Source organism: Cellulomonas sp. ATA003, from assembly GCF_031582905.1.
Taxonomy (GTDB): domain Bacteria; phylum Actinomycetota; class Actinomycetes; order Actinomycetales; family Cellulomonadaceae; genus Pengzhenrongella.
In genome coordinates, this window is sequence record NZ_CP133990.1 from 1,956,688 (window position 1) to 1,973,628 (window position 16,941).

Annotated in this window: 18 protein-coding genes and 3 tRNA genes; 8 read left to right on the forward strand and 13 right to left on the reverse strand. The window is 69.1% G+C overall.

Going from position 1 to position 16,941, the window contains the following annotated elements; translation table 11 throughout:
- The first annotated feature begins 200 nt into the window (after positions 1-200).
- Positions 201-1,160 carry a carbohydrate kinase gene (locus tag REH70_RS09585; RefSeq protein ID WP_310753960.1) on the forward strand — a complete coding sequence of 320 codons (960 nt, stop codon included), beginning with the start codon at positions 201-203 and terminating at the stop codon, positions 1,158-1,160.
- Between the two features lie 230 nt (positions 1,161-1,390).
- Here the strand turns inward: REH70_RS09585 and REH70_RS09590 are convergent, their stop codons facing one another.
- From REH70_RS09590 to REH70_RS09605, 4 genes are all read right to left on the reverse strand, one after another.
- Positions 1,391-2,776, reverse strand: a complete 1,386-nt coding sequence (locus REH70_RS09590; RefSeq protein ID WP_310753961.1) for a glycosyl hydrolase family 32 — start codon at positions 2,774-2,776, stop codon at positions 1,391-1,393.
- Between the two features lie 137 nt (positions 2,777-2,913).
- Positions 2,914-3,702: a carbohydrate ABC transporter permease gene (locus tag REH70_RS09595; protein WP_310753962.1), complete on the reverse strand. Its 789-nt coding sequence runs from the start codon at positions 3,700-3,702 to the stop codon at positions 2,914-2,916.
- Positions 3,703-3,773: 71 nt separating this feature from the next.
- Complete coding sequence (locus REH70_RS09600) at positions 3,774-4,649, reverse strand: sugar ABC transporter permease (RefSeq protein ID WP_310753963.1); 876 nt, start codon at positions 4,647-4,649, stop codon at positions 3,774-3,776.
- A 172-nt stretch (positions 4,650-4,821) separates the two neighbouring features.
- A complete protein-coding gene (locus tag REH70_RS09605; protein WP_310753965.1) occupies positions 4,822-6,078 on the reverse strand; it encodes a sugar ABC transporter substrate-binding protein in 1,257 nt (418 codons plus the stop codon).
- Positions 6,079-6,262: 184 nt separating this feature from the next.
- Between REH70_RS09605 and REH70_RS09610 the strand changes: the two genes are divergently transcribed.
- A complete protein-coding gene (locus REH70_RS09610) occupies positions 6,263-7,309 on the forward strand; it encodes a LacI family DNA-binding transcriptional regulator (RefSeq protein WP_310753967.1) in 1,047 nt (348 codons plus the stop codon).
- Between the two features lie 100 nt (positions 7,310-7,409).
- Here REH70_RS09610 and REH70_RS09615 read toward each other — a convergent pair whose 3' ends face one another.
- From REH70_RS09615 to REH70_RS09625, 3 genes are all read right to left on the reverse strand, one after another.
- On the reverse strand, positions 7,410-8,666 hold the full coding sequence (locus REH70_RS09615) for a hypothetical protein (RefSeq protein WP_310753968.1): 1,257 nt from the start codon (positions 8,664-8,666) through the stop codon (positions 7,410-7,412).
- Positions 8,667-8,768: 102 nt separating this feature from the next.
- Positions 8,769-9,233, reverse strand: a complete 465-nt coding sequence (locus REH70_RS09620; RefSeq protein ID WP_310753970.1) for a hypothetical protein — start codon at positions 9,231-9,233, stop codon at positions 8,769-8,771.
- A gap of 54 nt (positions 9,234-9,287) precedes the next feature.
- Positions 9,288-9,716 (reverse strand): hypothetical protein, encoded by a 429-nt coding sequence (locus tag REH70_RS09625; protein WP_310753972.1) that lies wholly within the window; start codon positions 9,714-9,716, stop codon positions 9,288-9,290.
- A 178-nt stretch (positions 9,717-9,894) separates the two neighbouring features.
- On the opposite strand from REH70_RS09625, the gene REH70_RS09630 reads away from it, so the two are divergent.
- Complete coding sequence (locus REH70_RS09630; RefSeq protein WP_310753973.1) at positions 9,895-10,485, forward strand: relaxase domain-containing protein; 591 nt, start codon at positions 9,895-9,897, stop codon at positions 10,483-10,485.
- Between the two features lie 425 nt (positions 10,486-10,910).
- Here the strand turns inward: REH70_RS09630 and REH70_RS09635 are convergent, their stop codons facing one another.
- Together REH70_RS09635 and REH70_RS09640 are read right to left on the reverse strand one after the other, a co-directional pair.
- The gene (locus tag REH70_RS09635) at positions 10,911-11,198 is read right to left on the reverse strand and encodes a hypothetical protein (protein WP_310753975.1); all 288 of its coding nucleotides are present in this window, start codon (positions 11,196-11,198) and stop codon (positions 10,911-10,913) included.
- The gene (locus tag REH70_RS09640) at positions 11,183-11,788 is read right to left on the reverse strand and encodes a hypothetical protein (RefSeq protein ID WP_310753976.1); all 606 of its coding nucleotides are present in this window, start codon (positions 11,786-11,788) and stop codon (positions 11,183-11,185) included. The genes REH70_RS09635 and REH70_RS09640 overlap by 16 nt, the downstream gene beginning before the upstream one ends.
- 266 nt (positions 11,789-12,054) lie before the next feature.
- Here REH70_RS09640 and REH70_RS09645 point away from each other — a divergent pair, with 266 nt between their 5' ends.
- Together REH70_RS09645 and REH70_RS09650 are read left to right on the forward strand one after the other, a co-directional pair.
- Entirely contained in the window at positions 12,055-12,336 is a 282-nt protein-coding gene (locus REH70_RS09645) for a helix-turn-helix domain-containing protein (protein ID WP_310753978.1), read from the forward strand.
- Positions 12,337-12,480: 144 nt separating this feature from the next.
- Positions 12,481-13,620, forward strand: coding sequence for a site-specific integrase (locus tag REH70_RS09650; protein WP_310753980.1), 1,140 nt, complete (start codon positions 12,481-12,483; stop codon positions 13,618-13,620).
- A 181-nt stretch (positions 13,621-13,801) separates the two neighbouring features.
- On the opposite strand, the gene REH70_RS09655 is transcribed toward REH70_RS09650, so the two are convergent.
- The 3 genes from REH70_RS09655 to REH70_RS09665 all read right to left on the reverse strand — a co-directional run bounded on the left by REH70_RS09655 (position 13,802) and on the right by REH70_RS09665 (position 14,103).
- Positions 13,802-13,876: transfer RNA gene (locus tag REH70_RS09655), tRNA-Val, on the reverse strand.
- Between the two features lie 31 nt (positions 13,877-13,907).
- Positions 13,908-13,978: transfer RNA gene (locus tag REH70_RS09660), tRNA-Cys, on the reverse strand.
- A 53-nt stretch (positions 13,979-14,031) separates the two neighbouring features.
- Positions 14,032-14,103, reverse strand: a tRNA-Gly gene (locus REH70_RS09665).
- Positions 14,104-14,311: 208 nt separating this feature from the next.
- Between REH70_RS09665 and REH70_RS20600 the strand changes: the two genes are divergently transcribed.
- From REH70_RS20600 to REH70_RS09675, 3 genes are read left to right on the forward strand one after another with little or no spacing between them, the layout of a single operon-like run.
- Positions 14,312-14,908, forward strand: coding sequence for a hypothetical protein (locus REH70_RS20600; RefSeq protein ID WP_396134705.1), 597 nt, complete (start codon positions 14,312-14,314; stop codon positions 14,906-14,908).
- Positions 14,905-15,501 carry a chorismate-binding protein gene (locus REH70_RS20605; protein ID WP_396134740.1) on the forward strand — a complete coding sequence of 199 codons (597 nt, stop codon included), beginning with the start codon at positions 14,905-14,907 and terminating at the stop codon, positions 15,499-15,501. Before REH70_RS20600 ends, REH70_RS20605 begins: the two co-directional genes overlap by 4 nt.
- Positions 15,502-15,506: 5 nt before the next feature.
- On the forward strand, positions 15,507-16,370 hold the full coding sequence (locus REH70_RS09675) for an aminotransferase class IV (RefSeq protein WP_310753982.1): 864 nt from the start codon (positions 15,507-15,509) through the stop codon (positions 16,368-16,370).
- A gap of 87 nt (positions 16,371-16,457) precedes the next feature.
- Here REH70_RS09675 and REH70_RS09680 read toward each other — a convergent pair whose 3' ends face one another.
- Positions 16,458-16,886, reverse strand: coding sequence for an SsgA family sporulation/cell division regulator (locus REH70_RS09680; RefSeq protein WP_310753984.1), 429 nt, complete (start codon positions 16,884-16,886; stop codon positions 16,458-16,460).
- Between the last annotated feature and the right edge of the window lie 55 nt (positions 16,887-16,941).

Below are 16,941 nucleotides of genomic sequence, written 5' to 3' on the forward strand. Positions count from 1 at the left end.
GCGGCTTCCCGCAGATCTGGTGAGGGCAGTCCCTCGACGGCCCGACGAGCGCGTCGCGTCCGCCGTCTCGGGCGGTCTGGGGGCGGCCCGTGCGGGCCGCCCCAGCCGGCCCGGGGCGTTCAAGCACGGTCGGGCACCCGTCATCGCGAAGAGTCTGCATGTCGCTGGTTGCCCTGCCCGAATACTTTTGAGGAAGACGAATGAACGCGCACCCCTTTCTCGTCGTCGGAGAATCTCTCGCTGACATCGTCCGCACGCGCGACGGAGGACGGACGGCACAGGCCGGCGGCAGCCTGATGAACGTAGCTTTCGGTGTGGCGCGCCTGGGGCATCCCGTCTGTCTCGTCACCGAACTGGGCCAGGACGCATACGCAGAGCTGATTCGCACCCATCTGCAGAGCGCCGACGTCGAGGTGCAGGCGCATCTCGTCGCCAAGACTGCATCGGCGACGGCAACCCTGGACTTGGCCGGAGCCGCGGACTACGAGTTCGAGATCGCGTGGACCATCCCGCCGATCGAGGTGCCTGCGGGTACCCACCACGTGCACGCTGGCTCCATCGCCGCGTACCTCGCCCCGGGAGCCGACACGGTGGAGGGCATCCTGTCCGCCGCCCGCGACCGTGCAACCGTTAGCTTCGACCCGAACATTCGTCCGTTGCTGGTCCAAGACCGGCGCGACGCCCTTCGCCGCACCGAGCGCCTCGTTAGGCTAAGTGACGTGGTGAAGGCGAGCGACGAGGACCTGCGGTGGCTCTATCCGGGACGCGACCTGGTTGAGGTCGCGCATGATTGGCTGAACCGGGGCCCAGCCGTCGTTACGGTCACCTCCGGCGGCGAGGGAGCATTTGCCATCTCACGCGCAGGAGTTGTCCGCGCCAAGGCGGCTCGGGTGGATGTTGCCGACACCGTCGGGGCCGGCGACTCCTTTATGGCCGCGATGCTCGACGCGCTCGACTCCAGACGCCTACTCGGCGCCGAGCGACGTCTCGAGCTGGATGCCATACAACTCGAAACGCTTGCGGCCGTGACGGAGCGGGCAATACTCGCTGCCGCGATCACCGTGTCTCGCCGCGGCGCCAATCCGCCTTCAGCCGCGGAGCTCGCTGGTATGGACAACCCGACGGGGAGGCCTGCTTTAACCGTGCCACAGGTGACCTGAGTTGGCTCCGTCCCGCTGCTGACTTCCTCAGCATTGTTGTCGAAGTCCGACAAGATGAGCGTTGCACTTCCCCGTGCCGCCGAGTGTCACTCCAATCGCACGGCTATCGCGGTCAAGCGGCCTGGAGGCCAACCCGGCACTTGCGACAGAAGAAGGCGGAGGCCGGGCGACAACGCGTGGCAGCGTTCCGCCCGGCCTTCGTCTTCAGCAGTGGAACCCGGGTGCCCGAGTCAGCGGGTCAGGCGCGTGACACCCAGCACCTCGACCGAGCCGTCCACCACGTCGAGGAAGACGTGCTCTCCGGGTCGGTGGTACGCCCGGGCGTTGAGCGCCACGCCGTCGATGTAGCAGGTCATGATCGTGTCGTCGACGATCACCTGGATGGTGTGGTCCACTCCTGCGGCCGCGTCCAGCGGGCGTTCCAGGCCCCGGTTGTCGTACACGAACCAGGGGTAGTTGGGCCGGCGGTCGAAGACGAGCCGGCGTTCGCCTAGCATGAGCCGGAACTCGTAGCCGTCTCCCGTGTCGGCGTCCTCGCGCAGGCGGATACCGATCGAGCGGGGTGGCTGGTCCCACCGGATTGCGAGCTCGAGGGCGAACGGGTCGCCGGGGGCCACGTCCAGATGCGTCTCAGCTCGGCCGTCTTCCGACGCCAGTTTGATGCTGGAGTCCACGAGGTCCTTGCGTGTGGAGAAGCTGTCCCAGACGCTGGAGGGAACAGTCGTCGCCAGGCTTCCGTCGGGACGGGGCACAACTTCGTGGACGACGAGCGCACCGCCCCACTCGAACGGGGCCCTCTCGTCCGATTCGCCGGTCTTCGTCGCCACCCAGCCGACCAGGTACCGGTGCTCGCCGTCGCTCACCGAGCGAGCCGCGTAGTACGCGCGGCCGTCGAAGGCGTCGTCGACTGGCGCCGACCACGGTCCGGTCAGCGACGGGCTGGAGCGGTAGACGGTCTTGGACCGGTCGGAGTATTCGGTCGTCAGCAGGTACCAGAGGCCGCCCTCGTGGAATAGGTCGGGCATCTCGTGCATCGAGTACAGGCCGGGGGCCCAGAAGTCACCGTGGAAGTCCCACGTGTCGAGGTCTGGGGAGGTGTACCAGACGGTCGAGCCGGTCAGGACGCGGTCACCGGCACGGCGGGCACCGAGGATCATCACCCAGCGGTCGTTCTCCTCGTCACGAAGGACGAACGGGTCTCGCCAGTTCTCGGGATCGTAGCCGGGCTCGGGTGCGACGAGCCCGGTCCCGGTCTTGTGCCACGTCAGGAGGTCGTCGCTCACCGCCATCATGAGGACCTGAGCCGGTCGGCCCTGGGCGGCGAAGTCGCGGTTGTAGCCGGTGTAGGCGGCGTAGAACCGTCCGTGGGCTGCGAAGACCGAGCCGGCGAAGATGAACTGATCCTGCTCGTCGTCACCGCCGCGGACGATCGCGTCGCCGTGGTCGGTGTATGTGACGAAGTCGGTGGTCGTGGCCAGTGCCCAACCGAACGGCTCTCCGAACGGTCCGGGCCGACGGGTGTCTCGCTGGTGGAACAGGTAAAAGGTGCCGTCGTGGAAGAACGGCATGCAGTCGCCGAACCAGGTGTCCGGGTGCTGGTAGTAGACAGAGTGCACGAATTGATCCCTTCGAGAACTAACTGATGGACGGGTGTGGTCCGGCCGAGCCCCGCTTGAGGCGACGACGCCCTTGATGGGATGACGTTGCAGAGCGGCCAAGGCAACTTCGGTCAATGTGGAGTGCCAGCGGCGCGTCAGCGCCCGCCCATACCGCTGAGCGCGATACCGGAGACCAGGTAGCGCTGTAGCGCGATCACGATCAAGAGGCTTGGAAGTATCGAAATGGCAGATGCCGCCATCAACAGGTTCCACTGGTTGCCCGTCTGGCCCATGAACATGTTGAGGCCCAGCGGCACGGTTGCCATATTGACATCGCTGATGATGAGCAGCGGCCACAGGAAGCTGTTCCAGTAGCCGATGAACGTGAACACCGCCAGCGTGCCCATTGCAGGCTTTGCCAAGGGAAGAACGATACGCACGAAGATGACGAAGCGGTTTGCGCCGTCGAGTCGCGCGGCCTCTTCTAGCTCGTCCGGCACCGTCAGAAAGAACTGCCGGAGCAAGAACGTACCAAAGGCAGTGAAGGCCCACGGCACGATGAGGGCGGCGTACGAGTTCACCCATCCCAGCTCGCGCATCAGGATGAACATCGGCACCACGAGGACCTCTTGCGGGATCATGAGCGTGCCAAGGTAGATGAGGAAGACCCCATCGCGCCCGCGCCACCGCAATCGCGAAAAGGCATAGGCCGCCATGGCGGAAGACAGCACGACGATGATCGTGCCGATTCCGGCGACGATCACGCCGTTGAGCATGAATCGGCCGAACGGCAGGTAGTTCCATGCCGCAGCGAAGTTTTCCCACTCGACCGTGGAGCCGATGAGGCTGGGCGGGTTCGCGAACACCTCGCTCGAGGGCTTCAGTGCCGTCGATACCATCCAGATGAAGGGAATGAGTACGACGAGCGCGCACAGGCACAGCATGATCTGCGAGATCGCAGGACCGACTCCGCTACGGAATCGGGACGAGGGACGGCGAAGGACGCTCACGGAGGTCATGAGTAGTGCACCCATCTCTTCTGGCCCCGGAACTGGATGAACGTGATGACCATGATGATCATGAACAGAGACCATGCGATCGATGAGGCATACCCCATCTCATAGCTCTGGAAGCCGCGCTGATAGAGGTAGAACACGAGCGTGGTCGTCGACGACCCGGGACCACCGCCGGTCAAGATGAATGGCTGGGCGAAGACCTGGAGCGAAGATATGACCGTCATGACCGTGGCGAAGAACAGGCTGGGAGTCAGCAGCGGCAGCGTGACGCTGGCGGTGCGGCGCCACCACCCCGCGCCGTCGATCTTCGCGGCCTCATGGATCGAGGCGGGGATGCTCTCGATTCCGGCGATGAAGATGATCATGTTGTAGCCGAAGCCTTGCCATAGCGACATCAGGATGACGGCCGGCATGGCCCAGGTGCTCGAGCTGAGCCAGTTCGGCCCCGAAGTCCCGGCGACGGTCTGGAAGATCCAGGCGATCAGTCCGTCCTCGGGGGTGTAGAGCAGCCTCCAGACGACAGCGTTCGCCACCATGGGGGCTACCACGGGGAGGAAGAAGATCACCCGCATCGCGCCCTTCCAGCGCACGTTCGACGTCAGCCACAGAGCGAGCCCCAGAGACAGGATCAGGTTGAGGCCAACGTAGGCGATGACGAAGTACGCGGTGTTACCGACGACTTCCCAGAAGACCGGGTCGGCGGTGAAGAGCGTGACCAGGTTGTCGAGCCCGGTGAACACCGCTTCACCCAGGAGTGGCCACTCGTAGAAGCTCAGGACGAGCGAGGCAACGATTGGTATCAGCGTGAAGACGAGAAAGCCTAGGAGGTTCGGCGCGAGAAATCCGAGCGCGGCGCCAGTCTCCTTGCGCCCCATGCGACGCCGCCTTCGCGTACGCCGCGACTTGAGGCTCAGAGCCTCTTCCTCGAGCGGCCTGAGGGCCGGTGGCGTGAGAGTCATCTGCTCTTCTTCTTCTCACGGGTGCGGCCCCGATGCATCGCTCAGGGCCGCACCCTCGTGGTCGACTGGGTAAGCGCAACGTGGCGAGTCAGCCCACCTGCGCCTGAACCTCGCTGAGGACCTCTTCGGGGGACTTGCTGCCGTTGAAGGCTTCGACGGCGTACTGCCGCATCAGTTCGGAGAGTCGGTTCCAGCCGGGTGACGTCGGATAGGTGTTGACCGTCTCCAGCGCCGTGTCGATCGCTTCCTGCGCACCCTCGACACCAGCGGTCTCGTACCAGTACTGCTGCGCCTCCTCGTAGGCAGGGAAGCCCCGACCGGCCTCGGCGATGTACTGCTGCGCTTCCGGGCCGATGATCACGGAGATGGCCTGCCACGCTTCCTCCGGGTTCTCGCACGTGGTCGTAACCCCGAAGCCCGTACCAGACATCGTGGTGACCGACGTGCCGTCGAAGGCCGGGATGGTCGTCAGCCCGATCTCGAAGGGAACGTTCGCCTTGGCGTTGATCAGCTGCCAGGGTCCATCGACGTACATCGCCGCGTTGCCATTGCGCCACTGATCCGCAGGCCAGTTCGACGCACCGGTGGACGGGATCGAGGGAGCGACGCCTTCCTCGGTAGCCAGACCCACGACGAACTCGAACCCTTCGACGACCTTGTCGTTGGTGAGGTCCGGCTCGCCGCCGCTGAGGTAGTCCCCACCGATGCTCAGCACGTAGGGCAGCCACTGGTCCGGGGTCCCGTCGACGACGTACCCGTACTGACCGTCGGTCGTCAGTGCTCGCGCCGCCTCGAGGAACTCCTCGACCGTCCAGCCGGGTGTCGGCTCGGGGACACCGGCCGCGGCGAACATGTCACGGTTGTAGTACAAGACGTATGGCCCGAGGTCGTAGGGCACGGCCAGCTGCTTGCCGTCCTGTTGCAGGCCTTCCACGATGGAGGATTCGTACGCCTCGATGTCGAAGTCCGTGGCCTCGAAGTGCTCCGTCAGGTCCATGAACAGGGATCCGACATCCGGAACGCGCTGCGCCTGCAGGCCAGCGATACAGGGAAGGTCGTTGGCAGCAGCCATGGCGGTCAGCTTGTTGTAGTAGTCCTGGAACGCCGCGCTCTCGAACGTGACGTCGATGTTCGGATACTCCTCGGTGACCATGTCGGCTAGGTGGTTCCAGACATCGATCTCAGCCTGCGAGTCCGCAGACATGATCCACCGAAGGTCGACCTGTTCACCGGCGACGGCCTCACCGTCCGTTCCGCCGCTCGGCGTGCCGCTCGAGCAACCGACGAGGGCGAGTGCGGCGATCGAGAGGGCGGCCACAGGACCGACCCGGGTACGCATGCTCATGCTTGACTCCTCAGACCGACAACGTTGTCAGGCAGGAGTATGTCAGCACGCCGTCGCTGCATGTCAAGCCCCTCTACACGCGCGGGATCTGGACCTGATAACGTTGTCGGCATGCAGCGGCGGGCGTAGGGGCATCCGCGACCAGGCCAAGATGTCCTCCGGACAGTCGGGGGAGGAGAGTGCGATGCCGGGCCTGAGCATTGACCGGGAGGCTGGAGGCGTCCCACCTGCTGCACGCGTGCCCCGGGCGACGATCAAGGATGTCGCGGCCTTGGCCGGCGTGGGCATCAAGACGGTGTCACGGGTGGTCAACGGGGAGCCTCACGTCAGCGAGGAGAAGCGACGCGCGGTCCAGCATGCGATCGCCCAACTGCGCTTCCGTCCCAACATGAGCGCGGCCGGTCTCCGCAACGGGCAGAGCGAGGCCATCGGCCTCGTCATCGCGGACATCGCTGAACCGTTCCAGTCACAGCTCGCTCGTGCGGTCGAGGAAGTGGCGGGTCGAAGGGGCTGGCTGCTCTATACCGCTTCGTCATCCGACGACACAGACCGTGAGCAGAGAATGGTGTCGTCGCTTGCCGCGCGCCGGGTCGACGGGCTGATCATCGTCCCGTCACCTTTCGACCACAGCTATCTCAATAGCGAGCTTGACGCGGGCCTGCCGATCGTGGCGGCTGACCGCCCCGCCGCAGGTGTGCAGGTGGACTGCGTGCTCTCGAATGGTCGCGAGGGTGCCCGGGTGGGCGTAGCGCACCTGCTGGAGCGCGGGCACCGCCGCGTCGCGTTTGTCGGGGACCCGATACATGTCTACAACGCCAGGGAACGCCTCGCCGGGTACCGCGACGCACTGTCTGATGCTGGAGTGCCGTACGACCCTTCGCTGATTTTCCTCGGAGAACCGACGGTGGATCGCGCTCAGGAGGCACTGCGTGCTGCGCGTGCGAACCCCTCGCCTGCCACGGCTCTCTTCACGGGGAACAGCCTCAACACACTGGCCACTCTCCGTGCACCTGACTACCGCGCGCATCCGGTACCCCACGTCGCGTTTGACGAGTTGCCGCTCGCGGACCTTCTGGGGCGGCCCTTGACGGTCGTGGCGCAAGACCCGGCAACCATGGGGGCCACGGCGGCCGAACTGCTGTTCGACCGGCTGGACGGACGGGCGGGCCCGCCTGCCGAGGTGATAGTGCCAACCAGACTCATCGTCCGGGACTCAGCGGAAGCGCCCTGACGGCCGACCGGCCGGTCATTGTGAACCGCCCCCGACACGCTCACTGCCCCAGCGCTTGTCAGCGGTCAGCCACTCATGGGGACGTGGCCGATCGCGTCGTTCACGTGCGCCGGGGGTTGGGGAGAGGACCGAGGGGCGTGGTCACCGCGATGGCCTCAACCGGGTGCTGACGGACGGCGCGGTACTGGGTCTGGATCGTGTCCACGACAGCATCGGGCGCCCGGACGAACGCCCCTCGGAGCCGGTCAAGCGCGAGCGCGGGATCGTCCGTGACAAGGTCGCGTGGAAGGTCGCGGGCGTTGATGCGTAGAGCTCCGGAGCGCGCGAGGTCGGCGAACGCCCCGGCGCTGTGGTCACCGATATCGGTCATGGTCGCGATGGCACCGTTGAGACTCGCGCCGATCCGCCGTGCTGCTGAGTCCGCGTGTGTCGCGGTGCTCATGTCGGCCTCGAGCGGTGCGAGAGCGGGGAGCAAGCGGCTGAGGGCGACAAGGTCGTCGCGGACGGTGGCGTGTGGCGGTGCGAGGGTAACGAAGTGTGAGAGCTCGCGGTGCAGCCCCTGCCAGGCGCGGCCGCGCAGCACGAGCGCTTCGGCCCCATGTGCGCCCGGAGCGGGATCTGCGGCCGTGGTCGGCCGGGCGCCGTGGAACGCGGCGGCGTGGGCGTGGACGGCGATGCCGATCGTGGTGATGTCCCGCAGGGTCGCGAGGGTGTCGCCGTGCTCTGCGGTCATGTCGAAGGTGGCTTGGCGGAGCCGGTGCATGCGGTCGCCGAGCTCGAGGACGGGTTCGTCGGTGCGGATCGGTGTCCAGGTCTGAGGCAGCGCCTGAAGTCGGGCCCGAGGGTCCGGGTCGGCGCCGCGGTCGGCGGTGCTCAGGTTCCGGGTGAGGTCGGCGAGATGGCCCAGGCCGGGCAGGTGGGTGGTGATGACCGTCTTGCTCACGCCGATTTGGAGCGCACGCAACGCGAGCGATTCCTCGGCGCTAAGGATGGCGGCGGCCAGGTGACCGAGGTCGACCAGGCCGGCGTCGAGGGCGCGGGTGTCGGTGGCGGCGGCGTCGGGGGTACGGGGTCGCCCGTCGGAATGGAAGTGGGTAGCGATCAGGTCCGAGGCGGCGCGCAGGTGCAGGGCGGCGCGCAACCACGGTGTCGTCGCCGGGGTGAGCTGGGAGGGATGTGGGCGCGCCTCGCCGACGAGGGCTTCGATGCCGGCTGCCAGCGCGATTGCGGCGCGTTCGTTCGGGGGTAGCCCGTCGCGGTGGGAGGTGAGACCGACTCGGCGAATCTGCGCGGGCCACAGCAGGCGTCGGGTGTGGGAGGCGATGGCGTCGAGCACGGCGTGGAAGTCACCGATCACGGAGAGCGCCTCTTCGGCAGACCAGAAGCTGTTCGTGGCGCAGCTCGTGGGCGCCGATCCGAATCTGTTCGGCGGCGCCGGTCACCAGGTCGGCGTAGGTGGTCATGCCCAGCGTCCGGTGACCTTGGCCCGTCCGGTGATCAGGCGGGCCATGACCCGTGAAAGGGCGGCCTGGTCGGCCAGGTCGAGCTCGACCTCGGCGAGTGCGGCGGCCCGGTTCAGTGCGGCGGCGGCGAGTTCGTCCAGGATCTCTCGTGCCTCGCCGGCGTCGTCGACGTCGTGGATGTGCCCGAGCCGCACGGCCGCGGCGGTGGCCCGCAGGTGGGGACGAGCCCACTCGAGCTCGTCCTGGGCGTCGCGGAAGTCCATCGCCGCGTACGAGATCGACAACCCCACCCCGAGGGGCACGCTCATCGCCAGGTTCAGGGCACCGAACCCGGCGGCGTAGGTCAGCGACCAGATGCCGTCCCACCCGGCGGTCGCCTCGGACATCAGCGTCTGTGCCGGTTGAGTCCACGTCGTGCTCATCGCCATGTCCTCCCTCACGTGACCGACGGCGTCGGGCATCTGTTGATCGCAGGTGTGCGGATCGAGGCGAGAAGATCGCCGGCATGGGCGTGGTCACGTCGGCCAGGGCACGACCGGGCCGGGACGGGTCAGATGCCCGAGGCCGTCCGGCCCCACGACGACGTCGGCGTGCTCATGGGACCCGGCGGCGTGGGCGAGGGCGGCCAGGACTAGGTGCAGGTTGATCCGGTCCAGCCCGGTGACGACGTCGACGACATCGACCGGTGTCTCGCCGAGCAGGGCGGTGACCAGCGCCAGCACCCGCCGCTCGCCGCCGGACAGGGCGCCGGTGCCGTCGCGGAGGGCGTCGGCGTCGACCCACACCCGCCCGTCGACCTCGGTGACGATCCACGGACACGACGGGCGCGCGAACTGTCCGTCGAACCCGCGCAGCAGCAGCTCGGCACCGGCCATCGTCGGCAGTGAGCCCCGGGCCCAGTCCCGCAGGCGTGCCGCGATCTCGCTCGGTTGCAGCGTGTTCATCTGACGACCTCCTGCGACCGGTCCTACGGGCCGACAGGGACGGCGGCTCGCTCGTCGAGGCTCGTCACGATCAGCGCTGCGGCGGCGATTCGGCGGCCGGGCCTGTGGAGGACGAGTCCTCGGGGTCAGGTGTGCGCGAACGCGCCCGAAGATCGCGCGGCGGAGGCCAGGAGGAGCCATGACACCTCTGGCATTCGAGGTCGCGAGCTCCCACGGCGCGCTGGGTGGCACATCTTCGTGCTCCCGCCCGCACACCTGCAGGCATGAGGACGACGACCACGACGCCGCGGACAGGATCCGTCGGCCGGCGGCGCGGCCCGAGCGTCGGTCGGGCACTGGTGGACGCGGGTGGTGTCCGATCGTGGTGATGACGATGCACCGGCTGACGGCCGGCGCCGGGTACCAGTACCTGCTCAAGCACACCGCGTCCGGCGATTGCGACAGGTCGGCCAAGGCCGACCTGACCGCGTACTACACGGCCTCGGGCAACCCTCCGGGCCGCTGGTACGGCCGGGGACTAGACGCCTTCGGTGCCGACCGACCCTCTGCCGGTTCACAGGTCAGCGAGCCGCAGATGGCGAACCTGTTCGGTCAGGGCAAGGACCCCACCACCGGAGCGGCGCTTGGTCGCCCCTACCGCCAGTACACGCCGGCGGCCGAGCGCATCGCCAAGCAGGTCGCCGCGCTCCCGCCGGGCATGTCTGGTGAGGCCCGCGACGCCGCGATGGCCACGATCACCCGGGTCGAGCTGGCCAAACGGTCCCAGTAGCTCTGGTAGGCGGTGAGGACAGCGTTCTCGGCCTCGGCGACCGCCGGATCGGCGGTGGGTGTCGGCGTGGGTGTCGTGGTTGGCGTCGCGCTCCGCGTCGTCGTCGGGCCAGGAGTGACCGTGGGCGTGGGCTCAGGCGTCGAGCAGGCCACGACAGCGACCATGACCGTGCAGGTCACCGCCGCCGTCCTCCATGCCTTTCCGTCCCGCATCGGTGTCATCCCGTCCTCCAGACGGTGCCCGACCTGCCTCCTCCTTGCGTCGCCCAGCGGCGCAAGGGCCCACTGTGACACCGGTCGCTCGGCTTGCGACAGACCTCGAGGTGGGGAATTGCCCGGCCGGATCTCGCGGTCGTCCTCATGGCATCAGGTGTGCGCCACAGTGGCAGAACATTTGCGTCAGTCGGCGGCGGGCTGTGAACAACGTCAGCTCGCGAGGTCTTGTGGACGACGGCGTGGAAGGACGGAGCTCGGCGGCCGCCGGGTAGGGCTGGGCAAGGTCCGCGTGAGCGTGCCGGCCAGCGCGTCGCGCACGTCCGGCGCGTCGGTGGCGCGGGGCCCCTCGGTGATCAACCGCGCGAGGAGACCCGCCCGATCGACGGACCCGCGCAACAGGAAGGTCAGTCGGCGGGCCTGCCACGGGGGCAGTCCGAGCCGGGCGGCCAGGGGGCGCCAGCCGACGACGGTCGCACCGTGGCTCAGTGCTTCATCCATCGCCGCGACCTCGGCGACGATCTCCTTGCCTTGGTGGTGCTCCAGCCGGAGTTGGCCAGAGCACCGGCGGCGAGGTCGAGCGCAGACGACACCGGAGTGGGTCGCGTGCCCTCGCGTGCGGATTCGGGGGTACCAGGCTCGATGCCGTCCCGGAGCAGCGGCTCGAGCGAGATCGGCCGGGCGCGACGTCCAGCGCGCTCCTCGGCGTCGTGCTCCCACGCGCGCCGCCAGTCGGTGCCCCATCGAGCCGCGAGGATCTCGCCGAGGACGGCGCGGCGAGCGGTCTGCCAGATCACGCCCCACGGCGATCTCGATGACCGCAGGTGCGGGTCGCACAACTTCAGCCACGCCGCTTCCCAGGCCGTGGCTTCGGCCTGCGACGCGGCGCCGCCCCGCAGGCCGATGTCGATGGTCAGCGGGCGCACGAGATCGTTGCGGATGTACGCCAGCAAGGCCGTCGCCGCTTCGCTGTCCCAGCCCTCGACGTCGATGACAGCGAGCGCCTCAAGTAGCCCCTGCGAAGCGCGGATGACCGGCTGGCCCTCGGCCGGCGGGACGCCGGTCCTCGTGGTGGTGGACTGATTTCCCATCGTCGCCTCCATGTGTCGAACGGACACCGGAGACGTTGCTCAGGGGGATAGCCGAGACGATGACGGGGAGAAGGTCGCAGGTCAGCGCACGATTGACGGCCAGCGGATGTCGATGATGGGAAGGATCTCGCCGGGCTGCGTCATCAATGACGGGTTCGTGCGACATCTCGTCATCGCCGACGACGCTTGCGGCGGTCGACCGTCATCGTCTCGGCTATCGGCCATGGTCACGCTGTCTGGTACGTCCGACACCAAGGAGGTCCGCCATGACGGCAACCGCTCAGCTCCGCCTCGTAACTCCGACCGAAGCGCGAGCGCCGCTGGTGCCTGACGCCCAGATCATCAACCTGACCATCGAGAGTGACGAGAAGCTCCTGCTCACCGTCGTCGACGCGGCTCACCGGCTCGGCATCGGTCGCACGCTCATGTACGAGCTGCTGGACGCTGGCGAGATCGCCTCCGTTCACATCGGGCGATTGCACAAGGTGCCGGTCGAAGCGCTTCAGGACTTCATCGAGCGACGGCGCGATGCCGCACGAGGTGCCTGACCTAAGTCTCAGCCGTCGAAGTTGGGGAGTCATCCACAGACCCCCGAGCACCGGCGTGCAGCTTCCGCCGGCGCGCGGGTGACGCTGTTGCGTCGAGGTGGCACCGGCACGGGTGTCGCGGAATCCCACGTGGTGGAGGGAACGATGGCGAAGCGCTCGAATGGCGAAGGCTCTGTCCGTAAGCGAGCGAACGGCTCCTGGGAAGCTCGCCTCGTCTACGTCGACGAGGCGAGCGGGGCGGTCAAGAGGCAGTCCTTCTACGGGCGCACCGGCGCCGACGCCCGGAAGCAGATGCAGGCGGCAAGGGCCCGGCTGGCCACTGGTGCCCCGGTTATCGACGCCAAGATCACAGTCGAGGCGTGGTGTCGCCAGTGGCTCGCGACGACGGTCGCGGCATCGAGCCGGCGAGCGACGACCAGAGAGTTGTACGAGAAGCTCTTGCGCCTCCACATCGAGCCCCCGCCGTTCGGTCGCCTCACCCTCGATCGCGTGCGGCCCACCGATATCGATGCGCTCGTCCTCCGCCTCCGCGAGAAGGGGCTCGCGGAGTCCACCGTGCAGCGGATCTTCGTCGTCCTCCGGCTGGCGTTGGACGGTGCCGTTCGTGACGGAGTCATCGCGCGCAACCCGGCGAGCGCTGTGAAGCAGCCGTCGATCGAGCGCGCGGAGGCCCAGCATCTCGAGGCGACGGAGGTGGTCGCGTTGCTCGACCAGGCCGCCGGCACCCGCTACTACGCGCTCCTGCGGCTGATCGCGACCACGGGCCTGCGCAAGGGGGAAGCACTGGCACTCAGGTGGGACGCGATCGACCTGGATGACGGCGCCCTGCATGTCCGCGGCACGCTCGCACGGTCCGGTGGCCGACTGATCGTCACTCCGCCGAAGACCGCTCTGTCCCGGCGGACGTTGCCGCTCGCTCCGGCCGAGGTCGAGCTTCTCGTCGCACACCGCGCCGCGCAGACGGCCGAGCGAGAGCGCGCGCAGGCCGAGTGGTCCGAGCACGGCTTCGTCTTCACCACTGAGACCGGTCGCCCCATGGATCCCCGCAACGTCCTGCGAGCCCTTACCACCGCTGCTTCGAAGGCCGGCCTGGCGGGGGCCAACGTCCACACCCTGCGCCACTCCGCAGCGACGGCGTGGATAGAGGCCGGCGTCAACATCAAGGCTGTCTCCACCCTGCTCGGCCACGCCGACATCCGGATCACCGCCGACGTATACGGCCACGTCTCCGACGCTGTGGCGCGCGCCGCCATGCAGACCCTCTCGGGCCTCTTGCGCCCCTGATCGCACCACGCATCCCACCGGTTCGACGAGCTGTCACCTGCCCGCAAGCCGTCCCCGTCCGACGGCGTCCGGGGAAGTCCGCGAGAAGCGCGTTGGGGTACGCGTTGGGGTACGAGGCACTCAGGAGAACAAGAAGGCCGCCCCGGATTCGTCCGAAGCGGCCTGTGACCTGCGGTGTTGCTGGTGGGCGATACTGGGATCGAACCAGTGACCTCTTCCGTGTCAGGGAAGCGCGCTACCGCTGCGCCAATCGCCCGTGCGGTACTACCTGGGGTACTACGACTGCGAGGTGGAGACGGGATTCGAACCCGTGTGGACGGCTTTGCAGGCCGCTGCCTCGCCTCTCGGCCACTCCACCGTGCTGCCCGACTCATCTGAGCTCCGGGAAGCCGACCAGGAGTTGGGCCACCGAGCGGACGACGGGATTCGAACCCGCGACCCTCACCTTGGCAAGGTGATGCTCTACCACTGAGCCACGTCCGCACGACCCAGTTCTCGTCTCGTTTCCGATCCGGTGCGCTGGGCGCGTCCCAGACTTTAGACCACCTCGTCCGCGAGAGTCCAACTGGCCCCCCGGCGGCGGGTCCACACGGTCGGCGACCGGGTGACGCGGCCCCGAGCGGACGGCCGTCCGCGCCCGTCCTGCGGGTCCACCCCCAGACCCGCACGGCCCGCTCGCTAGCGTGTGCGCGTGCCCGCCACCGCCTTCCACCCCGCCCACGAGGGCGAGGCGTGGTTCGCAGGGGTCCGCGCACGTCACCCGGTCGAGTGCGTCGACCTCACGGCCGGCGCAGCCACCGTCACACGGGGCGGCTTCTGGGCCGTGGTCGGGGAGTTCGACGGTCCGGTGCGCGCGTGGCGGTTCACGGACGTCACCCACGACGACGACATCGCCCACCGAGCGCCGCCGTCCGGCACCGGGGGTGACGCCCACCACCCAGCCGTGGCCGACCACTGGGACGGCCCGTCCCCGGACGCCTGGCGCACCTCGCTGGATCGGACGGCGTACGTCCGGGCGGTCGAGCGCGTGCGCGAGGCGGTCCGCGCGGGCGACGTCTACCAGGCCAACGTCTGCCGCGTCCTGGCCGCGGCCCTGGACCCGCCGGCCGGGCCGGCCAAGCCGGCCGGGACGGAGCCGTCGGCGCGCGCCCTCGCCGACGTCCTGCACCGCGGGAACCCGGCGCCGTACGCGGGCGGCGTCCATGTGCCGGCCGCCAGCGGTCTGCCCCCGCATGGGTCGTCACCGCGTCGCCGGAGCTCTACCTGCGCCTGGCCGACGGCGTCCTGACGTCCGCGCCCATCAAGGGCACGGCCACCACCGCGGCCGGGCTGACCGCCAAGGACCGCGCCGAGAACGTCATGATCACCGACCTGGTGCGCAACGACCTGCACCGCGTGTGCGACCCGGGGACGGTCGAGGTGACCGGGCTCCTGCAGGTCGAGGAGCACCCCGGGCTCGTGCACCTCGTGTCGACGGTCCAGGGTCGCCTGGCGCCCGACGTCGCCGCCGCCGACGACCTCTGGGCGCGCGTCCTGGCTGCGACCTACCCGCCCGGGTCGGTGTCCGGGGCACCGAAGAGCGCGGCGCTGCGGGTCATCGCCGAGCTGGAGCCGGTACCGCGGGGACCGTACTGCGGCGTGGTCGGGTGGATCGACGCCGACGCCGGCCGCGCCGAGCTCGCGGTCGGCATCCGCACCTTCTGGTGGACGGCGGACGCGCCGGAGACCTCCGCCGGCCGCAGCCGCTCCGCCACGTCGTCCGGCACCCTGCGCTTCGGCACCGGCGCCGGGATCACCTGGGGGAGCGACCCGGAGGCGGAGTGGGCCGAGACCGAGCTCAAGGCCCGCCGCTTGATCGCCCTGGCGTCTGCGCCAGACTGACGCCCATGAGCATCGTGATCTGGTCCGGCGGGCGGCTGCGCGAGGCGGACGAAGCGGTCGTGACCGCCGTCGACCACGGCCTCACGGTGGGCGACGGCGTGTTCGAGACCTGCGCGGTCCACGACGGCCGCGCGTTCGCCCTCACCCGGCACCTGCGCCGCCTCGAGCGCTCGGCGACCGGGCTCGGGCTGCCCGCGCCCGACGCCGACCACATCCGCACCGGCGTCGCCGCGGTCCTGGCGGCCGCGGGGCCGAGCGCGGGACGTGTGCGGATCACGGTCACCGGCGGCCCCGGCCCGATGGGGTCGAACCGCCTCCCGGCGGGGGAGCAGCGCCCGACCGTGGTCGTGGTCGCGGCCCCGGCGACCCGGGCCCCGTCGTCCCGGGTCGTGCGGGTGCCGTGGGTGCGCAACGAGCGGTCGGCCGTCGCCGGCCTGAAGACGACGTCGTACGCCGAGAACGTCGTCGCGCTGGCCTACGCCGCCGAGCGCGGCGGGGACGAGGCGCTCCTCGCGAACACGGTGGGCGACCTGTGCGAGGGCACGGGCTCGAACGTCGTCGTCGAGCGCGAGGGGGAGCTGCTGACGCCCCCGCTGAGCAGCGGATGCCTCGCCGGCATCACCCGCGAGCTGTTCCTGGAGTGGTCCCGGGCCGCGGGGCTGCCGGTGCGCGAGTCCGAGGCCGGTGAACTGCGCTGGGAGGTGCTCGACGACGTCCTCGCCGGTCGCGCGCACCTCGCGCTGACGTCGTCGACGCGCCACGTGCAACCCGTCGTCGCCCTCGACGGAGAGCCGCTCGAGCCGGGGCCCCTGACCCGGGAGGCCCAGCGCGTCTTCGACGCGCGCCTCCCGGACGACCTCGACCCCTGAGCGGCTCGCAGCCCGACCCCGGACAGCACTCGACCCCGGACCGTGTGGTGGCGGCCCGGGGTCGAGGGCGAGTGGACGCGCTGGGTCTCAGGCGGTGAGCAGCGCCGCGATGAGTCGGCTGATCTCCGGGTCCATCCGGGTGCTCTCCGAACCGAACGGCACGAGCTGCTGCGTCGTGGTGACGAACCGCTCGACCGGCTCCGCGGGCGCGGCCAGCAGGGCGTCACCCTCCACGCCGCTGAGCGAGATGAGCACGTACGCGGGGTCGTCGTCGCGCCACACGCGCACGTCGCCGGTGCCGGCCGGTGCGTCCTGGGTCGCGTGGACGCCCTGGGCGAGGAGCTCGCGCCCGATGAGCCAGGTGGACATCGAGTGGGGGCCGGTGAAGACCGCACGTACCGTGTACGGGTCAGCCGCACGGAAGCCGAGCTCCGCGGTGACGCCGAGCACGGACGCGTCGGACAGGACCAGCTGCATCGTCACCACTTCGACGACGTCGAACGGGCGGACTGCCATCGTCGCCTCCTCTTCAGGTTGCCCGAAGATTACGGGACGGGACCCACGAAGGGGC

Excerpts from the sequence above, each read along its gene's own strand:
- REH70_RS09585 (WP_310753960.1), top strand. The coding sequence starts at position 201 with ATGAACGCGCACCCCTTTCTCGTCGTCGGAGAATCTCTCGCTGACATC.
- REH70_RS09625 (WP_310753972.1), bottom strand. The coding sequence starts at position 9,716 with ATGAACACGCTGCAACCGAGCGAGATCGCGGCACGCCTGCGGGACTGG.
- REH70_RS09640 (WP_310753976.1), bottom strand. The coding sequence starts at position 11,788 with ATGGGAAATCAGTCCACCACCACGAGGACCGGCGTCCCGCCGGCCGAG.
- REH70_RS09635 (WP_310753975.1), bottom strand. The coding sequence starts at position 11,198 with ATGGATGAAGCACTGAGCCACGGTGCGACCGTCGTCGGCTGGCGCCCC.
- REH70_RS09675 (WP_310753982.1), top strand. The coding sequence starts at position 15,507 with ATGAGCATCGTGATCTGGTCCGGCGGGCGGCTGCGCGAGGCGGACGAA.
- REH70_RS09600 (WP_310753963.1), bottom strand. The coding sequence starts at position 4,649 with ATGGGGCGCAAGGAGACTGGCGCCGCGCTCGGATTTCTCGCGCCGAAC.
- REH70_RS09645 (WP_310753978.1), top strand. The coding sequence starts at position 12,055 with ATGACGGCAACCGCTCAGCTCCGCCTCGTAACTCCGACCGAAGCGCGA.
- REH70_RS09620 (WP_310753970.1), bottom strand. The coding sequence starts at position 9,233 with ATGCCCGACGCCGTCGGTCACGTGAGGGAGGACATGGCGATGAGCACG.
- REH70_RS09650 (WP_310753980.1), top strand. The coding sequence starts at position 12,481 with ATGGCGAAGCGCTCGAATGGCGAAGGCTCTGTCCGTAAGCGAGCGAAC.
- REH70_RS09605 (WP_310753965.1), bottom strand. The coding sequence starts at position 6,078 with ATGAGCATGCGTACCCGGGTCGGTCCTGTGGCCGCCCTCTCGATCGCC.
- REH70_RS09610 (WP_310753967.1), top strand. The coding sequence starts at position 6,263 with ATGCCGGGCCTGAGCATTGACCGGGAGGCTGGAGGCGTCCCACCTGCT.
- REH70_RS09630 (WP_310753973.1), top strand. The coding sequence starts at position 9,895 with ATGACACCTCTGGCATTCGAGGTCGCGAGCTCCCACGGCGCGCTGGGT.
- REH70_RS09680 (WP_310753984.1), bottom strand. The coding sequence starts at position 16,886 with ATGGCAGTCCGCCCGTTCGACGTCGTCGAAGTGGTGACGATGCAGCTG.
- REH70_RS09595 (WP_310753962.1), bottom strand. The coding sequence starts at position 3,702 with ATGCTGTGCCTGTGCGCGCTCGTCGTACTCATTCCCTTCATCTGGATG.